The organism is Actinokineospora spheciospongiae, from assembly GCF_000564855.1.
Lineage (GTDB): Bacteria > Actinomycetota > Actinomycetes > Mycobacteriales > Pseudonocardiaceae > Actinokineospora > Actinokineospora spheciospongiae.
Genome location: NZ_AYXG01000179.1, coordinates 1 through 18,721 on the forward strand (window position 1 = coordinate 1; position 18,721 = coordinate 18,721).

Here is an 18,721-nt window from a genome sequence, read left to right on the forward strand (position 1 = left end):
CGCCTCACTCGGTCGCACTGGGCACATGATCGCCGTAGGGGCCCCGCCCAAGCAGATCCACCCACCCGGGCACGCCCCCAAAAATCCCGGGCTTGAAAACCACGGCACGCGGATCGCGGACAGGCACCCCTACCCGGCCAGACCCCCAGGTTTAGCGCGGCGCCATCCGCAGCGACCCGTCGAACCGAATCACCTCACCGTTCAGATAATCCTGGTCGATCAACGACAACGCCAGCGCCGCGTACTCCTCCGGCTTGCCGAGCCGCTTCGGGAACGGAATCCCCTCCGCCAGCGCCGCCCGGAACTCCTCGCTCACCGTCGCCAGCATCGGCGTGTCGATGATGCCGGGAGCGATGGTCAACACCCGGATGCCGTGGCTGGCCAGGTCCCGCGCCGCAGGCAGCGTCAGCCCCACGATCCCACCCTTGGAAGACGAGTAAGCAGCCTGCCCGATCTGCCCGTCGTACGCCGCGACGCTGGCCGTATTGATCACCACACCCCGAGCCCCGTCGACCAGCGCCTCAGTCTTGGCGATCGCCTCGGCAGCAATGGTCAGCACGTTGAACGACCCGATCAGGTTGATCTCGACGACCTTGCGGAACAGCCCCAGGTCGTGCGGCCCCTTGCGGGACAGGATGCGCGCCGACGGACCGATTCCCGCGCAGTTCACCACCACGCGCAGCGGCGCCGACCCAGCAGCGGCCTCGTCGACCGCCGCCTGGATCTGCTCGGGCTCGGTGACGTCGGCGGGCAGGTAGGTGACGCCCTCCAGCTTGGGGGCCGACTCGATGGCGCTGGGCAGGTCGAGGGCGAAGACGGACGCGCCCTTGTCCGCCAGGGCGGCCGTGGTGGCGCCACCGAGGCCGGAAGCGCCACCGGTGACGATGGCGGCTACGCCGTTGACCTGCATGGGGTGATCCTCTCTCGCGGGGTGCGTGCGGGGAGAGGTTAACGGTCGTTCATCTCCGGGTTGCCGGTGATGTGGTGGACACCGCTCGGTCGGGGGAGTCCTACCGCCGTCCCGGTGGGCAGATTTCGTCGATCGCGGCCAGGTCCTCCGCGGTGGGGTGCCACGAGGCCGCCGCCGCGTTCTCCTCGACCTGTTCGGCGGTAGTGGCCCCGGCGATCACCGAGCCGACCACCGGTCGCGCGGTGAGCCAGCCGATGGACAGGGTGGCCATGGAGATGCCCCGTTCCTCGGCGAAGGCGCGCAGCTTCTCGATCCGGGCCCACGGGGCGTCGGCGAGCAGGCGGGGGCGCCCGGCCAGGCGGCTGCCCTCGGGGGGTGCCCCGCCCTGGGAGTACTTGCCGGTGAGCAGGCCGTTGGCCAGCGGGAAGTACGGCAGGACGCTGACGTCGAAGCGGTTGCCCGCGGGCAGGACCTCCCGCTCGACCTCGCGTTCGAGCAGCGAGTAGTGGTACTGGGCGGCCACCGGTTGGCCGATCCGCTCGGTGCGGGCGGTCCACACCGCGTCGGCCAGTTGCCAGCCGGGGAGGTTGCAGACGCCGGTGTAGCGGACCATGCCCGCGCGGACCAGTTCGTCGAGGGCGGCGAGGGTTTCCGCGAGCGGGGTGCCGGGGTCGGGGCGGTGCAGTTGGTAGAGGTCGATCCAGTCGGTGCCCAGGCGGCGCAGGGACTGCTCGGCGGCCTTGCGGACGTAGCGCCGCGACCCCCTGGCGCCGAAGTCGGGGCCGTTGGCGCCGTGCATGTCGACGCCGAACTTGGTGGCGATGACCGCCTGGTCGCGGCGGCCCGCGAGGGCGTGGCCCAGCAGTTCCTCGCTGCGACCGCGCGGTGCGCCGTAGACGTCGGCCACGTCGAACAGGGTGATCCCGGCCCCCAGGGCGGCGGTGACCAGCTCGCGGGAACCGCCCAGGGACTCGGCGGCGGTGCCCGGCCTGCCCAGGTTGTTGCAACCCAGGCCGACGGCACTCACCACGAGTCCCGAATCGCCCAGGTGACGCAACTCCACAGAACAGACAGTAAGCGGCGGTCAACCTGTGATCCAGATGTTCCGGCCGATCCCGGTCCACAGCCTGTGTGCGCGACGGCCGTGCGCCATGCTGTGCCCATGAGCACCGAACCCGAGGGCGATCCCGCGCCCGCGGCCCCTGGCTGGACCGCCGCCGACCTGCCCGACCTGGGCGGGCGCACGTTCATCGTGACCGGCGCGAACAGCGGCCTGGGCTTCGAGACCAGCCGGGAGCTGGCCAGGCACGGGGCGCACGTGATCCTCACCGCACGTGACACCGCCAAGGGTGACGCCGCGGTCGAGGCGATCAAGGCCGAGCAGCCGGGGGCCAGCGTCGAGGCCCGGTACATGGACCTGGCCGACCTGGAGACCGTCGCCGACTTCGCCGAGTCGGTGGAGCGGGTCGACGTCCTGGTCAACAACGCCGGTGTGATGATGCCGCCGCACGAGCTGACCAAGCAGGGCTTCGAACTGCAGTTCGGGGTGAACCACCTGGGGCCGTTCGTGCTGACCGCGATGCTGCTGGACACGCTCAAGGTGGGGGTCGACCCGCGGATCGTCACGGTCAGCTCGTTCCTGCACAAGCGCGGGCGCATCTACTTCCACGACCTCGACGGCACCCAGAACTACGACCGGACCAAGTTCTACGCCCAGTCGAAGCTGGCGAACGTCGTGTTCGGCCTGGAGCTGCACCGGCGGCTGCGGATGAACGGGTTCCAGGTCGACAGCGTCCTGGCCCACCCCGGCTACGCGGCCACGAACCTGCAGACCAACGGACCGACCGGCGTCGCCAAGCTGGCTCTGCGGGTGTCCAACCGGTTCCTGGCCCAGGACGCCGCCATGGGCGCGCTGCCGCAGCTCTACGCCGCCGCGCACCCGGGGGTGGAGAGCGGGCAGATGATCGGCCCGGACGGGCGCAAGGAGCAGAAGGGCTACCCCAAGGTGGTCTTCCCGCTGGAGGCCGCCCGCGACCGGGAGCTGGCCAAGCGGCTCTGGGACGTGAGCGAGGAGCTGACCGGGATGGACTTCGGGCTAGCCGCGCGCTGAGGTGGGCGCGCAGAACGCGGTTTCCCGGTCTGCGGAGGGGGATGAAATCCCAGCTCAGCGGCCTCGGGTCTGGCCCTGCGAACCTACCTCTGAGTAGCATCGGTCACATGGAAGCAACGGAGCAGCAGGCGGCGCGGCGGGTCACCATCACCGACTTCCTGCGCGCTCTGCCGCCGATGGCCTTCGACGCGCCCAAGATGGCCGCGGGCGCGGTGGGCCTGCTGACCATGCGCCCGGTCACCCGGGAGTCGATCGGCCACATCTTCCAGCGCATCGCGGGCAAGCACCCGAACCGGCCGTTCATCCGGTTCGAGGACACCGAGATCAGCTACGGCGAGGCCAACAAGATCGTCAACCGGTACGCCTCGGTGCTGGAGGCCAACGGCGTGCACCCGGGCCGCACGGTGGGCATCCTGGCGGGCAACCGGCCGGAGACGCTGCTGGCGGCGCTGGCCGCGGTCAAGCTGGGCGCCGCCGCCGGGATGATCAACACCAACCAGCGCGGCGACGTGCTCGACCACAGCGTGCGGCTGCTCGACAGCGCCGTGCTGGTGGTCGGCGAGGAGTACCGGCACGCCCTCGACGGCGTCGAGACGCGCAACGTGATCGACCTGGACTCGCTGGCCGACGGGGCCACCACCGACCGCAACCCGTTCGCCACCGAGCGGATCATGGCCGGGAGCACCGCGTTCTACATCTTCACCTCCGGCACCACCGGCCTGCCGAAGGCCAGCGCGATGTCGCACTTCCGCTGGCTCAAGTCGATGACCGGCCTCGGGTCGATGGGCGTGCGCCTGACCCCGAAGGACACGCTGTACTGCTGCCTGCCGCTCTACCACAACAACGCGCTGACGGTGTCGCTGTCGTCGGTGCTCGCCGCCGGGGCCACGCTCGCGCTGGGCAAGTCGTTCTCCGCCTCGCGGTTCTGGGACGACGTGGTGCGAACCAAGTCGACCGCGTTCTGCTACATCGGCGAGCTGTGCCGCTACCTGCTCAACCAGCCCGTGCGCGACGCCGAGAAGCAGCACAAGGTGCGGGTCGTGGTGGGCAACGGGCTGCGCCCGGAGATCTGGGACGAGTTCGCCGAGCGGTTCCGCATCCGGCGCATCGCCGAGTTCTACGGCGCCTCCGAGTGCAACCTGGCCTTCATCAACGCGCTGAACATCGACCGCACGGCGGGCATGTGCCCGCTGCCGTTCGCCATCGTCGAGTACGACGCCGACACCGGCCGCGCCGCCCGCGACTCCTCCGGCAGGCTGACCAAGGTCAAGTCCGGCGGCGTCGGGCTGCTGCTGACCAAGGTCACCAGCCGCGCCCCGTTCGACGGCTACACCGACCCGGAGGCCACCGAGAAGAAGCTCGTCCGCGACGGGTTCAAGGACGGCGACTGCTGGTTCGACACCGGTGACCTGGTGCGCAACCAGGGGTTCAAGCACGTGGCGTTCGTCGACCGGCTCGGCGACACCTTCCGCTGGAAGGGCGAGAACGTCGCCACCACCGAGGTCGAGGGCGCCGTGGGCGAGCACCCCGACGTCGAGCAGGCCGTCGTCTACGGGGTCGCCGTGCCCGGCACCGACGGCAAGGCGGGCATGGCGGCGGTCAAGCTGCGCGACGGCGCCAAGTTCGACGGCGCCGCCATGGCCGCGCACCTCACCGACCGGCTGCCCAGCTACGCCGTGCCGCTGTTCATCCGGGTGATCAACGAGGTGGAGCAGACCTCCACGTTCAAGTCCCGCAAGGTCGACCTGCGCGACGAGGGCTACTCGGACAAGGTCAGCGACCCGATGTACGTGCTGCAAGAGGGCAAGTACGTCTACGCCTACTCCGGCTACGCCGACGACGTCGCGGCGGGCAAGATCAAGGTGTGAGCGGGGGTTCCGCGCTGGGGTCGACTCGGTTCCGCGCGCCCGTCATCCGTTGTCACCGCGCCCGCTGAGCGCCTGACGGGTGTCCTCGCGGCCGAGGGACACCGCCTCGACGTCGCGGAGGAACGCCGTGTGCGGGGCGGTGGCGTCGGGCCGTTCGAGGATGACGGCGGTGGTGTGGTGCTCGATGTGCACCACGGGTGGGAAGTGGGCGATCCGCAGCGTCCGGAACTCCGGGTACGGGGCGACCGTGTGCGGCAGCAGCCGGGTTGTGGACAGGTGCGCCTCGCGCAGGTGGCGGACCTGTTCGCGCATCACCGCCTCGGGCACCGTGGGGTGGCGCAGCGCCCGGGGGTGGATGAGGAACCGGTTGATCACCTCCGTCGGCGCGGTGTCCCGGGTGGCCGGTGCGGGGGTGTCGGGGTGCGCGCCGGTGGCCGTGAGGACGGCGCGGGAGTAGGCGGTGGTGCGCAGGGGCCGGGGGATGAGGTCGGGGGCGAACCAGGTGGCGCTGTGGGCGGCGGCCTCGATCTGGGCGAGGTGCTGCTCCCCGTCGGCGGGGGTGGTGATCCAGTCGGTGCGACCGCTCTCGCGGACGAGCCGGTAGAGGACGGGGCGGTGGGGTGCGGGGATGTCGAGCACCGCGCACAACCCGCCGATCTCCAGCGGGGTGGGGGTGCGGCGGCCGGTCATGACCCGGTTGAGCATCGCGGGGGACATCGACATGGCCGAGGCCAGCTCCCGGGTGGTGAACCCGTGGGCCCGGCGGGCGTCGTCGAGCGCGCGGGCGAGCAGCAGGCCGCGCAGGGTGGCGGCGCGGACACCCCCGTCGCTGCCCGGGCGGTGCAGTGGGGTGATCGTTGCGGACACGGGGGTTCCTTCTGGGGATTCGGGTCGGGGGTGGTGGGCCGGTGCCGTGGTCACCGCGTCCGCCTGCCCGCCAGCCGGGCGCGGACGACCGGGACCGCCGAGCGGGCGAACCCGGCCAGGCTGTCGGTGTCGGCCCAGTCGAGCCACTTCGGCTTGGGCAGCGCGACCGCGATCGGCTGCGACTGGTCGAGCACGGGGCCGGGCCAGGTGCGGTCGCGCAGGACCAGGTGGCGCCGCTGCTCGACGTACACGCCGATGAACACGGCCACGTGCGTGTCGCCCTTGGCCAACCGGAACGTGAACCCGCCCTCGAACACCCGCGCGTGCGCCGTGGCGCCCACGTGCTTGGTCTGGGTCAGCTTCATCCGCGCGGGCGGGCGGACTCCTGCCGTGCCCGGTTCGGGTGGTGGTGGTTGTTCGGGGGCTGCGGACATGGCACGGTTCCGATCTGTTGCCTGGTCGGGTTTTCGCCCGTTCCGCCGTGGAGTTGCCGCCGGTGGGATGGCTGCGTAGTTTGTCGGGCGTTGGTTTGCCAAGCTTGTGTTTGGCAGGAAATTTCTGCAACTGACTTGCGTCAGCGCAAAGGGTGAATCTGTCCGCAAACCGGTAGCGCTATGCTGTTACCGGCCGACAACTACGGAGATTGACAGTGGCGCGAACCCCGAAGGCCCGTGCCTTGGGTGCGGCTCTCCGACAGGCCCGCCAGGACAAGGGCCTGCTGCTGCGCGAGTTGGCCTCGGCGATCAAGCGCGACATCGGTGTGCTGTCGCGGTGGGAGACGGGTGAGCGCATCCCGAAGCCGGAGCAGGTGGCCCAGATCCTGACCAGGCTCGACGTGGGCGGTGACCGCTACGACGAGATCATGACCCTGGTCTACGGCACGGACGAGTCGCAGTGGGTGGCGATGACCCTGCCCGAGCGCAGGCAGCAAATGGCCGCCTACGTGCACTGGGAGCAGAACGCCAGCCGGATCGTCGCGGTCGCGCCCTTGCTGGTGCCGGGTCTGCTTCAGACCAGCGAATACATCCAGGCGATCATGACGGCACCCGGTGTGCCGACGGGCGAGATCGCCTCCCGCGTCACCTCGCGCCTCGGCCGCCGAGAGGCGATCACCAGGAACACCGATCCGGTGGAACTGCTGGTGCTGCTCGGCCAAGGCGTTTTGAACCATGACATCGGTGGTGTGCAGACGACGATCGGACAGCTCGACCACCTGCTGGAAATGGCCACCCGCCCGAACATCGAGCTGCGCATCGTTCCCGACCGCAGCGGGTGGAATCCCGGACTCGATGGTGCCTTCGAACTCATCGAGTCGAGCGAGGCCATGCCGATGCGGAACAAGAGCGGCAGGCCCGGTGCGGTCGAGTTGGATTCCATCGTCTTCGTGGGCACGCTCCGGTCGGTGCTCATCTTGCACGAAGAGGACGATGTCGATGCTTACAAACGCGCCGTGGACAACATCTACCGGTTGTCCCAATCCCCGGATGTCTCTGCCAATATCATCGCCGATGCGCGTAACCGATGGGAGAAGCAAGGTGCCCGATAACCGGGTGTGGCGGAAGTCCAGCCGCAGTCAAAACAATGCCAACTGTGTCGAGGTTCGATACGCGTTGGACGGTTTGCGTGACTCGAAGAACAGCGACGGGCCGAGTCTGCGCGTCGATGTGCGGTCGCTGGTCTGGAGCGTGCGAGCAGACCGGTTCGAGCGCTGACCCCGTGAGCGGATACGCGGCCCTGCTGCGCGGGGTCAACGTGAGTGGCCACCGCAAGATCGCCATGGCCGACCTGCGCGACCTGCTGACCGGCCTCGGGTTCGCCGACGTCCGCACGCTCTTGCAAAGCGGCAACGCCACCTTCTCCGCCGACGGCACGGACGCCGCCGCGCTGGAAGGGCTGCTGGAGGCCACGCTCCTGGAGCGGCTGGACCTGACCACCCGGGTCCTGGTGCGCACCGGGGACGACCTGCGGTCGGTCATGGCGGCGCACCCGTTCGCGGCGAAGGCCGACAACGGGTCGAAGATGGTGGCCCTGTTCCTGTCCGCGAACCCGGCACCCGAGGTCGCCGCCGAGCACGACCCCCGGGTGCTGGACCCGGAGAACATCGCCGTCGGCGACCGCGTGGTCTACCAGTGGTGCCCGGACGGCATCTCCAACGCCCCGGTCCTCGGCCCCTGGCTGGAACGGCGGTGGAAGGTCGCCGTCACCGGCCGCAACTGGAACACCGTGGGCAAGCTGGCCGCCCTCCTCTGAACCTCAGCGGCCGACCGCGTAGCCCTGCATCCCGCGCGGGTTGGCCGCCGCGCGCAGGCGACCCTCGCGGTTGGCCACCGCTGACAACCGGCCCAGCGCCCACGGCCCCATGTCGACCAGCTCGTGCCCGCGCCGCGCCAAATGGTCCAGTGTGGACTGTCCAAGGCGGGACTCCGCCTGGGCCTCGTTCGGCGTGGAGGTCCTGGGGTAGAAGGAACTCGGGAACGCGGTGGAGTGCCAGGCGGGGGCGTCGATCGCGGCTTGGAGGTCGAGGCCGCCGACGGTGTGCGCGAGCCAGAAGCACAGTTGCCACTGGTCCTGGCTGTCGCCGCCGGGGGTGCCGAAGGCGATCGTCTCCTCGCCGTTCAGGGCCAGGGAGGGCGACAGCGTGGTGCGCGGGCGCCTGCCCGGCACCAGGGAAGCGGGCAGACCCGGTTCCAGCCAGAACATCTGCGCGCGGCTGCCCAGGCAGAAGCCCAGGCCGGGGATGGTGGGGGAGGACTGGAGCCAACCGCCGGAGGGGGTGGCGGAGATGGTGTTGCCCCAGCGGTCGGTGACGTCGATGTGCACGGTGTCGCCCCGGGTGGTGCCGGTGCTGCTCACCGCGGGGTCGGTGGGCCTGCCGGTGGCGACGGTGGGTTCGCCCGTGGTGCCGGGCAGGCGCGGTTCGGTGGCGTCACCGGTGGTGCTGGCCTGCGGGGTGCTGAGGTAGCGGGGGAGGACGGGGGTGCGGCCGTCGGGGGAACCGGGGCGCAGGTCGGGGGAGGCGGTGTCGGTGATGAGGGTGCGGCGCTCGGCGGCGTAGGCGGGGGAGAGCAGCGTCGCGGTGGGCACCTCGGCGGAGTCGCCGTACCAGGCTTCCCGGTCGGCGAAGGCGAGCTTGGCCGCCTCCAGGGCGAGGTGGACGGTGTCGGCGGTGGGGACGCCGTCGACGTAGGAGAGGTCCGCGCCGTCCAGGAGTCGCAACTGCTGGAGGAGCGAGGGGCCCTGCGACCAGGGACCGCACTTGGCGATGGTCCAGCCGCCGACGTCGGCGGTGACGGCGTCCTCGAACGACGCCGACCAGCCCGCCATGTCCTCCCCGGTCAGGACGCCGGCGTGGGCCTCGCCGGAGTCGTCCAGGTGCGGCCTGCGGGCGAACTCGTCGACCGCCTCGGCGATGAAACCCTGCGACCAGGCGCGGCGGGCGGCGTCGATCTCCGCCTCCCGGGTGGGGCCGGTGGCCTCGGCCAGCAGGCGCTCCCAGGTGTCGGCCAGGGCCGGGTTGGCGAACCAGTCGCCGGTGGCGCCCAACCACTGCTCGCCCGAGGTGGGCCAATGGGTGGTGAACAGGTCGCGGACGGCGTCGATCACGGCGGGGACCCGGGTGGGCAGCGGGAAACCGGAGCGGGCGTAGCCGATGGCGTACTTGAGCACGTCCGCCAAGCGCTTGGTGCCGTGGTCGCGGAGCAGCAGCAACCACCCGTCCCAGGCGCCGGGGATGGTGGCGGCGAGCAGGCCGCTGCCGGGGACCAGGTCCAGGCCGAGGCCGGTGTAGTGCTCGGCGGTGGCCCCCGCCGGGGCCACGCCCTGCCCGCACAGGACGCGCGGGGTGCGGTCGGCGGCGGTGACGAACACCGCCGGGACCTCCCCGCCGGGGCCGTTGAGGTGCGGTTCGACCACCTGGAGCACAAAACCGGCGGCAACGGCGGCGTCGAAGGCGTTGCCGTCGTCCTCCAGCACCGCCATGCCCGCCGAGGAGGCGAGCCAGTGCGTGGAGGCGACCATGCCGTGGGTGCCCGTCAGTTCGGGTCGCGTGGTGAACACCCGGCCAAATTACCCCCAACCGGGACCGGCTACCGAGCGTCATTCGAACACTTGTGCACAATGTGGGCAACTCCTGTGGACAACTCGATCCCCGGCCGGTCGCCGCAGGTCGTTCGATACAGTCGCGGCCGTGCCAGCACCTTCGACGCCGGGAATCGGCGCGGTCGCCATCTGGAGCACCACCGACCTGCCCGGCTGGGGTGACCAGGTGCTCGGCCGGGTCGTCGAGCAGGCGCTCACCAGCAGGCTCCCCGGGTGGCGGGCCACCCAGTTCGCCCCCCTCGGCTGGTCGCGCCCCACCCGCGCCGACGGCGGGATCGCCGCCGAACCGCTGGGCACGCCCACCCCCACCCGCATCGCCGACATCACCGCCTCCGCCGACGCCTCCGTGCTGGCCCCCGCCGCCCCGCTGGGCACCGACCCGTACGACGGCGAGGCGCCGGGCGTGCGGTTCTTCGACACCCCCGGCGTCGGCCACCCCATCGCCTACAGCGGCGTCCGGTTCACCCGCTGCGACGGACCCGTCACCGCCGAGGTCATCGCCGTGCGCGACCAGTCCTCCCGCGAGCTGCTGCGCGCCAAGGGCGTTGACGCCGAGGTCGTGCCACACCCGGCCATCGCCGTCGCCGCGCTGGTCGACCCCGGCACCTTCGCCGAACGGCTGGTGCAGCTACGCACCCTCGGCCTGCTCCCCGAGGGCGACTACACCCTCGCCACCAGCCCCGGCCTGGCCGCCGACGCCGTCGAGGTGCCGGGGGACTGGGTGCTGGAGGACCGGCTGGCCGCCCTGGTCGGCGCCCGCTTGGTGCTGACCGCCGACGAACACGCGGCAGCCGTCGCGGCGGGCATCGGCGCCAACTGGTTGCTGGTCACCGATCCCGGCAGCCCGGACGCCGCCGTGGTCGCCGAATTCGCCCCACCCGCCCGCATCGCCACCACCGGGCAGCGCACCGTCCCCGAGGGCACCCCCACCTGCGACCCGGCCGCCCACGACCGCCTCGCCGCCCACTTCGACCACCTCGCCGCCGCCGTCGAAGCCGCCCGCGCGAACCGCGACGGCGAACTGCACCGCAGGCTGTCCGCTCTGGCCGGGGAGAACGCCGCCGTGCGAACCGCGCACTGGCGGCTGCGGCAGCGGATGCTCGTCGAACGCCGCCGCGTCACCGAGCCCTACGCCACCGCGGTCCGGGACCTCGCCGACAGCCGCGCCACCGTCGCCGAGCGGGACGCGACGATCACCGCCCAGCAAGCGCACATCGCCGAACTGGAGCGGACCAACGCCGACCTGGTTGCCCGGCTCGCCGCCGCCGAACGCGAACTGACCGCCTGGCAGGACACCAAACTGGTCCGCTGGAGCGAACCGCTGCGCCGCGCCTACGGGAAGGCGCGCGGGTGAACACCCCCCGGATCACCTTCGTCCTGGTCACCTACGGCGGCCGGGACCTGGTGCGCACCTGCCTGCGCGCCCTGGCCGACCACACCCCGCAGCCCTACCGGGTGGTCATCACCGACAGCGCCTCCCCCGACGGCACCGGCGAGTGGCTGACGGCGAACCTGACCGAGGAAACGGTCCTGCGCCTACCGGAAAACCTCGGCTTCGGCGTCGGCGGCAACCTCGGCGTCCGCCACGCCGACACCGAGTTCGTCTGCTTCCTCAACGCCGACATCGAGGTCACCGAAGGCTGGCTGGCCCCACTCCTGGACTTCCTCGACCGCACCCCCGAAGCAGCAGCGGTGTCCCCCCTGCTGCTCAACGCCGACGGCACCGTGCAGGAAGCGGGCAGCCTCATCGGCGGCGACGGCTGGTGCCGGGCCTACGACGAACCACGCGAAACACTGTTCGCCCGCGAGGTCGACTACGCGTCGGCGGCGTGCCTGGTGGTGCGCCGCAGCGCGTTCCACCAGGTCGCGGGCTTCAGCAGCGAGTACGAAATCGCCTACTTCGAAGACGTGGACCTGGCACTGCTGCTGCGCCAAGCGGGCCACCAGACATGGGTGCTGCCCTCGGTCGCGGTCCACCACGCCCGACACGGCAGCTCCTCGTCGGCCCGCGCCGAAGAGCTGATGCGCCTCAACCACCGGCACTTCCTCGACCGCTGGGGAACCGAACTGTCCGACCGCCCACCGGTCGTCGGCCTGGACGCCCACCCGCACCGCCGCTGGTCCCTGCGCGACACCAGCGCCCCCTACCGGGTCCTCCTGATCGACGACCGGGTGCCGCAGGCCGACCGAGGCCGAGGAGACCCCCGCACCATGGCGGTCGTCGACGCCTGGCGCGCAGGCGACCCGAGGGCCAGGGTCACCTTCTTCGCCGCCTCCCCGGAACGGGCAGAGGAATACGCCCCCGCCCTGCAAGCCAGGGGCATCGAGGTCGTCTGGGGAGTGACCGACGCCGCCGCCTGGTCCCGAGAACACGCGGGCCTGTTCGACGTGGTGTGCGCGTTCCGCCCACACAACTTCACCGCCCTGGGCAAACCGATCGCCGAATACCAACCACAGGCAGTGCTGGTCTACGACTCGGAAGCCCTGTTCCACCGCCGCCCCGCACAACACTTCGAAACCGCCCTCGACGCGGCAGAGCGCCGCCGGTTCGCCATCGAGGGCGTGCGCCTGCGCAAGGAGGAGGTCGAAGCCTTCACCTGGGCCGACGTCGCCGTCTGCGTCAGCGAGGAAGAGGCCCAGTGGGCCCGCCGAATCGCCCCGGAAACGCTGGTCCACGTCGCCTGCTACCCGGCCAAGGTCCCCGAAACCGTCCCCGGCCTGGAGGGCCGCCACGGCATCGTGTTCTTCGGCGGCTTCGACGGCCAACCCCGCACCCCCAACGAGTTCGCCGTCCTCGAACTCGCCGACGAGGTGCTGCCCCCACTGCGCGAACGGCACCCGGACCTGCGCCTGAGAGTCGTCGGCGCCGACCCGTCCCCCGCGGTCCTGGCCCTGGAAGGCCCGGCGATCACCGTCGTAGGCAAGGTCCCCGACCCGGCCCCCGTCCTCAGCACGGCCCTCCTGCACGTGGTCCCCATGCGCTACGGCGCAGGCGTGAAGATCAAGTTCGTCGACTCCATGGCCGCAGGCCTCCCCTTCGTCACCACCCCAGTCGGCGGCGAGGGCCTGCACCTCGGCTGGACAGCCCGCCACCTGATCGGCAGCTCCCCAGCCGAACTCGTCGACCTCTGCGACCGCCTGCTCACCGACAAACCACTGTGGACGGACGTGCAGCAGGCCATGCTCGACATCTGCCGCGAACACTTCTCCACCACCCACTTCGCCAACCAAATGCGCGGAGTCCTGGTCGACTGCGCCATCGCCCCCACCGGCTGACCCCCACCACCGGGCGCAACCGCGTCCGGCCCCGTCTTCCGCGTCGCCCCATCGAGGGTGGAGAACAAGCACGGCGACCGATACCCGGCGGCGTTGCCCTACTGCGACGACCTCCCGCCACGGGTGCGCCGGGGCACCGGCAACGTCGCCATCGTGGGGCGCGTGGAGATCGACGGCCGCGACTTCGGCACGCTCAGTGCCCACCGGTCGGACGGGTGGGCGCAGGACGCGGCACAGCGAGCTGTGGGAAACCCGTTCGAGCGGGAGTACGAAGGAAAGGCGCCGCTGTGATCGAACCCGTGCTCCACACCGAGTACCTCGACCGCGAAACGATGCCGCCCGGGGTCGACCTGGTCGCGGAGGTGCGCGCGCTCAACGACGCCGGGGTGGAGATCCCGTGGTGCTGGAAGCTCTCACGAGAACCGGTGGAAGCGGACAACCAGGACCACGTGACGCTCACCTTCGGGGTCAACAACGACGTCGGTGTGGTGAAGTGGACCCGGGGCGCGACCAGCCACGTCCCCACGACCGGAACCAACACCGAGTGGCTGACCTACTACCTGGCCGGATTCCACGACTTCGCGATACCCCCGCACGCCGAGGTCCCCGTGGAGACGGTTTACGCCGCCGTGACGGAGTTCCTGGCCACCTGGCAACCTCCGACGTGCATGCAGTGGCAGGAAGCCGCATCGGTGCTGTCCCCGATTCGCCTGATGCGGACAGCCTCAAGCGCGTAGCTCCCGCTCGGTGGACTCCACGTACCGCAGACCCCAGTGCGCCACCGGTTGCCCCTGCGCCCCCCCTTCGACGGACAGCCCGTCGCGGTCGAGCACAAACAGCAGATCCGCCCGCCGGTCGTGAAGTTCGGCATACCGCTCGATCACCAGGCGATCCGTTCACGGGATACCTCCGTTCGAGTTCGGTGCCTTGTATCGAATGGAGCACCCCCGAGCGTGCTCCAGCAGAAGAATCGCCGTGCCTTCCCAGACGCGTAGTCACCAACGACGCGCATCCGGGTGGTTCACTCGGGTGGCCCACATCTGTTGATGACAGACTCGGTGCCGAAGGTGCAGGCTGTATCCATGAACGAGATGCGGGCAGTTCTCCGCTGTACCTGATCAGCGATTTACAGAACCGTAGTCCACGGTGATGCGAGTCGCAGGACCGAAATTGGGTATTGTCGACCGCCAACCCTGTTGTCTAGAGATGATCAAGCGGCACGTAAGGTTGCGAACGCGTCACCGGAATGCGGTTATCACCCCTGTTTTCAGTCGGGTTACCCATCAATCATCCGACCGCGCCCTATCGCCCCGGAGGGCGAAGAAAGCACCTGGCCTCGCATGGAAAGTTCACCAATCATCGCTGGTCCGATGGCTTGGAGGGGCCGCTCCAAATGGATATCAGCCGCATTCTTATAATTATTCCTTGGGTTCCGGTAAGCGGAATCTTGGCAGTTCTTGCAATCGTGTGGATGGTTCGCACGGCGCGACACGACATGACTGTCCGTTGGCGTTGGTTCGGACTGCACGTAACCCGCGATCGGACCAATAGGGTCTCGAACGAAATGCAGACCGATCGCGCAATCCGAACTACTATCACTTCGCCTTCTCAGTCTGAACCAGCGGGCAAACCGCCTACTCGGACGCGGCGGCGGCGCTCCAAGCGGACCGGGTGACGGTGCGCGTCTCGACCCGATACTCGGGGAACGCGGCACGGTCGCGCGCGACCTCGTCGCGGTACCGGCGGATCACGGCGTCCGCGTGGTCCCCAGTGTGGTCACCACGATCTGCTCGACCTGATCATCGGAGATCGTGCGCGGCCGACCCGGACGGGGCTCGTCCGACAGCCCGCCCAGTCGATCACGCAGGAACCGCGCACGCCAGGTGCCCACCGTGTGACGACTGAGGTCCAACCGTTGCGCCACAACGGTGTTCGACTCAGCGGACTCGGCACAGGCCAGCACGATCCGCGCTCGAAGCGCCAGCGCGGTCGTCCGCCGACGCGTCCACCCTTCCAGGACCCGGCGCTCGTCCTCGGGCAATACCAGCGGCACCAATTTCGGATTCGGCACCAACACAACCTGCAGTTGGCACCGAATTAACGACTCCGGACACTAGCTCGGCGGCGTCAGCGGCGGAATCCGCAGCCGGGCCGCCCGCAGCGCCCGCCGCCGCAGCGCCGCCGCCAACATCCGACGCTCCGCCCCAGCGGTCACCCGCCCACCGTCCCGGCTCGCCTTGGCCACCGTCGGCAGCAGCGCGCGCACCGACTGGTCCGCCGCGCTCAACCGCCGCAGCACCGCTTTGGTCGCTTCATCCGCCGTGTCCTCGTTGCGCAGCAACAAAACCCGCGCGTACTGCGCGACCCGGCGCAGTTCGAACTCGGCCACCACCTCCAGCTCAGCAGCCAGCGCGGGGTCGATGTCGGCGCCGTTGGCCAGCTTCACCAGGGCCAGGCCGGACGGCAGGTCCTTGTCCAGCCGTTCGTCCTGCCTGCCGGTGACGTTGGTGGAGTGCTGGCGGTAGGAGTGCAGGGGGCGGTCGATGAACTCGATTCGGCCGTTGACCAGGGCGGTCGCGGCGAACCAGTGGTCGTGGAAGGCAGAGGGGGTGCCGGGGGGCATCGGCAGGGCGCGGTTGAACACCAGGTCGGCGCGGATCAGGGCGGAGGCGCCGGTGACGGTGTTGAGGAGCAGCAACGACTCCAGGTCGTCCTGGTGGTTGACGCGGTTGAGCCAGAACGAGTCGGCGAGGTGGTTGTCGTGTTCGTCGATCAGGCGCATGTCGGCGTAGACGAGTTGCACCTCGGGGTCGGTCATGGGGGCGAGCAGTGAGCTGAGCTTGTCCTCGTGCCAGACGTCGTCCTGGTCGCAGGGGGCGATGGCGTCGGCGTCGGCGGGGGCGAGTTCGGCGGCCCGGCCGAAGTTGGCGTAGAAGCCGACGTTGTCCTCGTTGGCCACCAGGGCGAACCGCGGGTCGCCCTGGACGAGGGCGCGGACCTCCGCCAGGGTGTCCTCTGTGGACCCGTCATCGCAGAGGACGCAGAACCAGTTGGTGTGCTGCTGGGCTCGGATCGAATCCAGTTGGGCGGCGAGGAACTTGATGTCCGGTTCGTACAGCGCCAGGCACACGGCGACCTTCGGGCCGGTGCCGGTCCAGTGGCCGACCAGCCGTTCCCGGCTGCTGCCCGGGCGCACCGGCAGCGGCGGCAGGTCGCGGTGCAGGACCGTGCCGTCGGTCAGCTCCACCGCCATCGACAGCGGCACCTCGCGCGCCGCCGCGGTCCGGACGGCCAGCCGCGCGTGCACACCGCTGCCCTCGGGGGCGCGGACCCCCGCCGCGTGCAGTGCCGCCGACACGTCCGGCCTGCTCAGCCCGTACTCCGCGGTGACCTCCGCGCCGTCGGCGGTGAACCGCACCGCGCGCACGCCGACCGCGGCGTGCACCACCCACCCGGTCAGCTCGACGACCTGACCGCGCCCCACCGGCACCGGTTCGGCCGGGACCGGGACGTCGAAGTGCAGGCCGGACTCCCTGGCCCCCGCCGCGGCCCGCCGGTAGCGGGTGGCCAGGCCCGCGCTCACCACGGGCGACTTGGCGCCGACCCGGCGCAGCACGCCGTCCGACTCCTCCCCGGGGCGGCCCAGCGCCAGGTCGCGCACCCCGCGGGCCACGCGGGCGGCGGGCCACAGCGTGCGGTGCGCGCGGCGCACCAGCTTCGAGTTCTCCAACGCCGCCAACCGCAGCGCGGTCCGGGTCAACCGGTCCGACAGCGACGCCGCGGTGTGCTCGGCCCGCTCCGCCGCGCGGGCGGCCTCGGCGGCGGACTCCCAGGCGGCCCCGGCCTCGGCCACCGCATCGGCGACCTCCTCGAAGGCCAGCGCCAACCGGTCGTCCATGGTGTCCAGCGCCGAGTTCGCCGACGCCAGCGCGTGCTCGGTCAGCGCGAGCCGGTCGGCCAGCTCGGCCTGCTCGGCCCGCACCCGCGCCAGGTCCCGCTCGCGGTCCTCGATCACGCCCTGAGCGGCGGCGACGGCCAGGTCCGCCCGGTACCGGCGCTCGCGGTCGGCGCGCAGCTCGGCCAGGCCGCCGGGGATGCGCCACAGCGGTTCCGGTGGCACCGCGTGCGCGCTCGCGGCCAGTTCCTCGGCGATGCCCGAGGCGTCCCGGCCGTAGACGGCCTCCTGCAGGCTCGCCTCGGCGGCGAGGAGTTCGTCCCACCGCCGGTCCCGCGCCCCGGTCAACCCGACCAGGTCGCACAGGCCCGCCAGCACCTCGTGCACGGTCCGCGCCGACCGCCACGGGTGCTCGGCGGCGCTGCCGACGATCTCCCTGGCGAACTCCACCAGCGCGCGCAGCAGCACCAGCTCCGCGTCGACGCCCGCACCGGCCCGCCACTCGTCGTCGACGAGGGTCAGCACACCGTCCGCGCCGACGATCAGGTTGCCGGGGTGGGCGTCGAGCCGGTCCGCGGGCAGCACCGGCACCCCGGCGCGGCCGGGCAGGAACGGGTGCCTCGGGTGCGCGTCGGTCAGGTCCTCCGCACCCTGGGCGCAGTGCTCGCGCCAGGCCACCAGCAGCGTGCGGGCCTGGTCGAGGTCACCGGCGCGCAGCGCGTCGAGCACCAGCGCGTCCATGCCCCGACCGGGGACCAGCGGTTCGGCGGCCACCACGCGCTGCCGCAGCCACCCCGCCGCACCGCCCTCGCCGCGCACGGTGCGCAGGGTCAGGTCCCCGTCGAGCCGCCGGGACCGCCGCCACAGCGGCAGCCGGGGGTTCGCGGGCAGCCACGCCAGACCCGCCTCGACGCCCCGGGCGAGCGCCTCCGCGTCGCGGGCGGCGAAGACCACGTACCCCGGCGCGACCGCCGCACCGGAGCCGTTCGCCACCGCCAGCCGGTGCGGGTGCCGGGCGGGCACCAGCGGGTCGACCGCCGCCGCGCTGCCCTGCACCGGGTTGCGCACCAGCTTGTCGACCAGTTCGGCTGCGTCCGGGCGGTCGAACGCGGACTCGTCGAGCAGCACCCTCGGCAGGACCTCGTCCGGGTAGGCCATCAGCGTGCGCCGCGCGGTCAGCCCGGCGGCGGCCAGCGACTCGGCCACCGCCGACCGCGACCACGCCCCCGGCCGGGCGGGCGCGCCCAGCACGTGCGCCAACCCCAGTTCGTTGCCGAACACCAGCACGGCCAGCCCACCGGGGGCCAGCAGGTCGGCGATCCGCTCGTCCGGGCCGTCGGCCAGCACCAGGTCCCAGGTGCCGTCGAGGACCTCGGCGCCACCGACCACGACCCCCGTCAGGTCCCGGCAGCGCTCCCGCGCCACCGCGGCCATCCCGGCGTCCGGCTCGTACCCGGTGACCACCAGCCCGGCCTCGGCCAGCGCCCGCAGGAACGCCCCGGACCCGCAGCCCAGGTGCAGGGCCCGCGTCCCGGCGCGCAGCCGCAGCGGGTCCAGCACCCCCAGCCGGGCCGGGGAGAAGTGCTCAGCCGCTTCCCACGACCGCACCCCGACCGCCAACTCCGACGACCCCGCTGAGACGTCGGTGGCGGCGCGCAGCACCGCCAGCAGCGCGTTGCTGTGCTCAGTCATCCCTG

At 71.3% G+C, this 18,721-nt stretch carries 17 protein-coding genes; 9 read left to right on the forward strand and 8 right to left on the reverse strand.

Annotated features, from left to right (window positions below):
* Positions 1-151: 151 nt before the first annotated feature.
* Together UO65_RS23035 and UO65_RS23040 are read right to left on the reverse strand one after the other, a co-directional pair.
* Positions 152-910: an SDR family NAD(P)-dependent oxidoreductase gene (locus UO65_RS23035; protein WP_035286194.1), complete on the reverse strand. Its 759-nt coding sequence runs from the start codon at positions 908-910 to the stop codon at positions 152-154.
* A gap of 100 nt (positions 911-1,010) precedes the next feature.
* Positions 1,011-1,973, reverse strand: coding sequence for an aldo/keto reductase (locus UO65_RS23040; RefSeq protein WP_035286196.1), 963 nt, complete (start codon positions 1,971-1,973; stop codon positions 1,011-1,013).
* A gap of 99 nt (positions 1,974-2,072) precedes the next feature.
* Here UO65_RS23040 and UO65_RS23045 point away from each other — a divergent pair, with 99 nt between their 5' ends.
* Both UO65_RS23045 and UO65_RS23050 read left to right on the forward strand, forming a co-directional pair.
* Positions 2,073-3,020, forward strand: coding sequence for an oxidoreductase (locus UO65_RS23045; protein ID WP_052021637.1), 948 nt, complete (start codon positions 2,073-2,075; stop codon positions 3,018-3,020).
* 107 nt (positions 3,021-3,127) lie between these two features.
* Positions 3,128-4,888 carry a long-chain-acyl-CoA synthetase gene (locus UO65_RS23050; protein WP_052021639.1) on the forward strand — a complete coding sequence of 587 codons (1,761 nt, stop codon included), beginning with the start codon at positions 3,128-3,130 and terminating at the stop codon, positions 4,886-4,888.
* 42 nt (positions 4,889-4,930) lie between these two features.
* Here the strand turns inward: UO65_RS23050 and UO65_RS36920 are convergent, their stop codons facing one another.
* Together UO65_RS36920 and UO65_RS36925 are read right to left on the reverse strand one after the other, a co-directional pair.
* Positions 4,931-5,755 (reverse strand): helix-turn-helix domain-containing protein, encoded by an 825-nt coding sequence (locus tag UO65_RS36920; protein ID WP_035286197.1) that lies wholly within the window; start codon positions 5,753-5,755, stop codon positions 4,931-4,933.
* Positions 5,756-5,805: 50 nt separating this feature from the next.
* Entirely contained in the window at positions 5,806-6,189 is a 384-nt protein-coding gene (locus UO65_RS36925; protein ID WP_161784500.1) for a hypothetical protein, read from the reverse strand.
* Positions 6,190-6,404: 215 nt separating this feature from the next.
* On the opposite strand from UO65_RS36925, the gene UO65_RS23065 reads away from it, so the two are divergent.
* Genes UO65_RS23065 through UO65_RS23070 form a run of 3 tightly spaced genes read left to right on the forward strand, consistent with a single transcriptional unit; the run spans position 6,405 to position 8,005 of the window.
* The gene (locus UO65_RS23065; RefSeq protein ID WP_052021641.1) at positions 6,405-7,301 is read left to right on the forward strand and encodes a helix-turn-helix domain-containing protein; all 897 of its coding nucleotides are present in this window, start codon (positions 6,405-6,407) and stop codon (positions 7,299-7,301) included.
* The gene (locus UO65_RS34870; protein WP_084176166.1) at positions 7,264-7,467 is read left to right on the forward strand and encodes a DUF397 domain-containing protein; all 204 of its coding nucleotides are present in this window, start codon (positions 7,264-7,266) and stop codon (positions 7,465-7,467) included. The genes UO65_RS23065 and UO65_RS34870 overlap by 38 nt, the downstream gene beginning before the upstream one ends.
* A 4-nt stretch (positions 7,468-7,471) precedes the next feature.
* The gene (locus tag UO65_RS23070; protein WP_035286200.1) at positions 7,472-8,005 is read left to right on the forward strand and encodes a DUF1697 domain-containing protein; all 534 of its coding nucleotides are present in this window, start codon (positions 7,472-7,474) and stop codon (positions 8,003-8,005) included.
* Between the two features lie 3 nt (positions 8,006-8,008).
* Here the strand turns inward: UO65_RS23070 and UO65_RS23075 are convergent, their stop codons facing one another.
* The gene (locus UO65_RS23075) at positions 8,009-9,811 is read right to left on the reverse strand and encodes a gamma-glutamyltransferase family protein (protein WP_035286202.1); all 1,803 of its coding nucleotides are present in this window, start codon (positions 9,809-9,811) and stop codon (positions 8,009-8,011) included.
* Between the two features lie 130 nt (positions 9,812-9,941).
* On the opposite strand from UO65_RS23075, the gene UO65_RS23080 reads away from it, so the two are divergent.
* From UO65_RS23080 to UO65_RS23095, 4 genes are read left to right on the forward strand one after another with little or no spacing between them, the layout of a single operon-like run.
* On the forward strand, positions 9,942-11,207 hold the full coding sequence (locus tag UO65_RS23080; protein WP_035286204.1) for a hypothetical protein: 1,266 nt from the start codon (positions 9,942-9,944) through the stop codon (positions 11,205-11,207).
* Positions 11,204-13,129 (forward strand): glycosyltransferase, encoded by a 1,926-nt coding sequence (locus tag UO65_RS23085; protein WP_035286205.1) that lies wholly within the window; start codon positions 11,204-11,206, stop codon positions 13,127-13,129. The genes UO65_RS23080 and UO65_RS23085 overlap by 4 nt, the downstream gene beginning before the upstream one ends.
* 57 nt (positions 13,130-13,186) lie before the next feature.
* On the forward strand, positions 13,187-13,420 hold the full coding sequence (locus UO65_RS23090) for a hypothetical protein (protein ID WP_035286206.1): 234 nt from the start codon (positions 13,187-13,189) through the stop codon (positions 13,418-13,420).
* A complete protein-coding gene (locus UO65_RS23095) occupies positions 13,417-13,866 on the forward strand; it encodes an Imm1 family immunity protein (protein ID WP_035286207.1) in 450 nt (149 codons plus the stop codon). Before UO65_RS23090 ends, UO65_RS23095 begins: the two co-directional genes overlap by 4 nt.
* Here the strand turns inward: UO65_RS23095 and UO65_RS36930 are convergent.
* The 3 genes from UO65_RS36930 to UO65_RS23105 form a co-directional block, all read right to left on the reverse strand.
* Entirely contained in the window at positions 13,855-14,013 is a 159-nt protein-coding gene (locus UO65_RS36930; RefSeq protein ID WP_161784501.1) for a hypothetical protein, read from the reverse strand. The two genes, UO65_RS23095 and UO65_RS36930, sit on opposite strands and share 12 nt — an antisense overlap.
* 863 nt (positions 14,014-14,876) lie before the next feature.
* Positions 14,877-15,200: a helix-turn-helix domain-containing protein gene (locus tag UO65_RS23100; RefSeq protein WP_233427810.1), complete on the reverse strand. Its 324-nt coding sequence runs from the start codon at positions 15,198-15,200 to the stop codon at positions 14,877-14,879.
* 42 nt (positions 15,201-15,242) lie between these two features.
* Positions 15,243-18,716, reverse strand: a complete 3,474-nt coding sequence (locus UO65_RS23105; RefSeq protein ID WP_035286210.1) for a glycosyltransferase — start codon at positions 18,714-18,716, stop codon at positions 15,243-15,245.
* Positions 18,717-18,721: the final 5 nt, after the last annotated feature.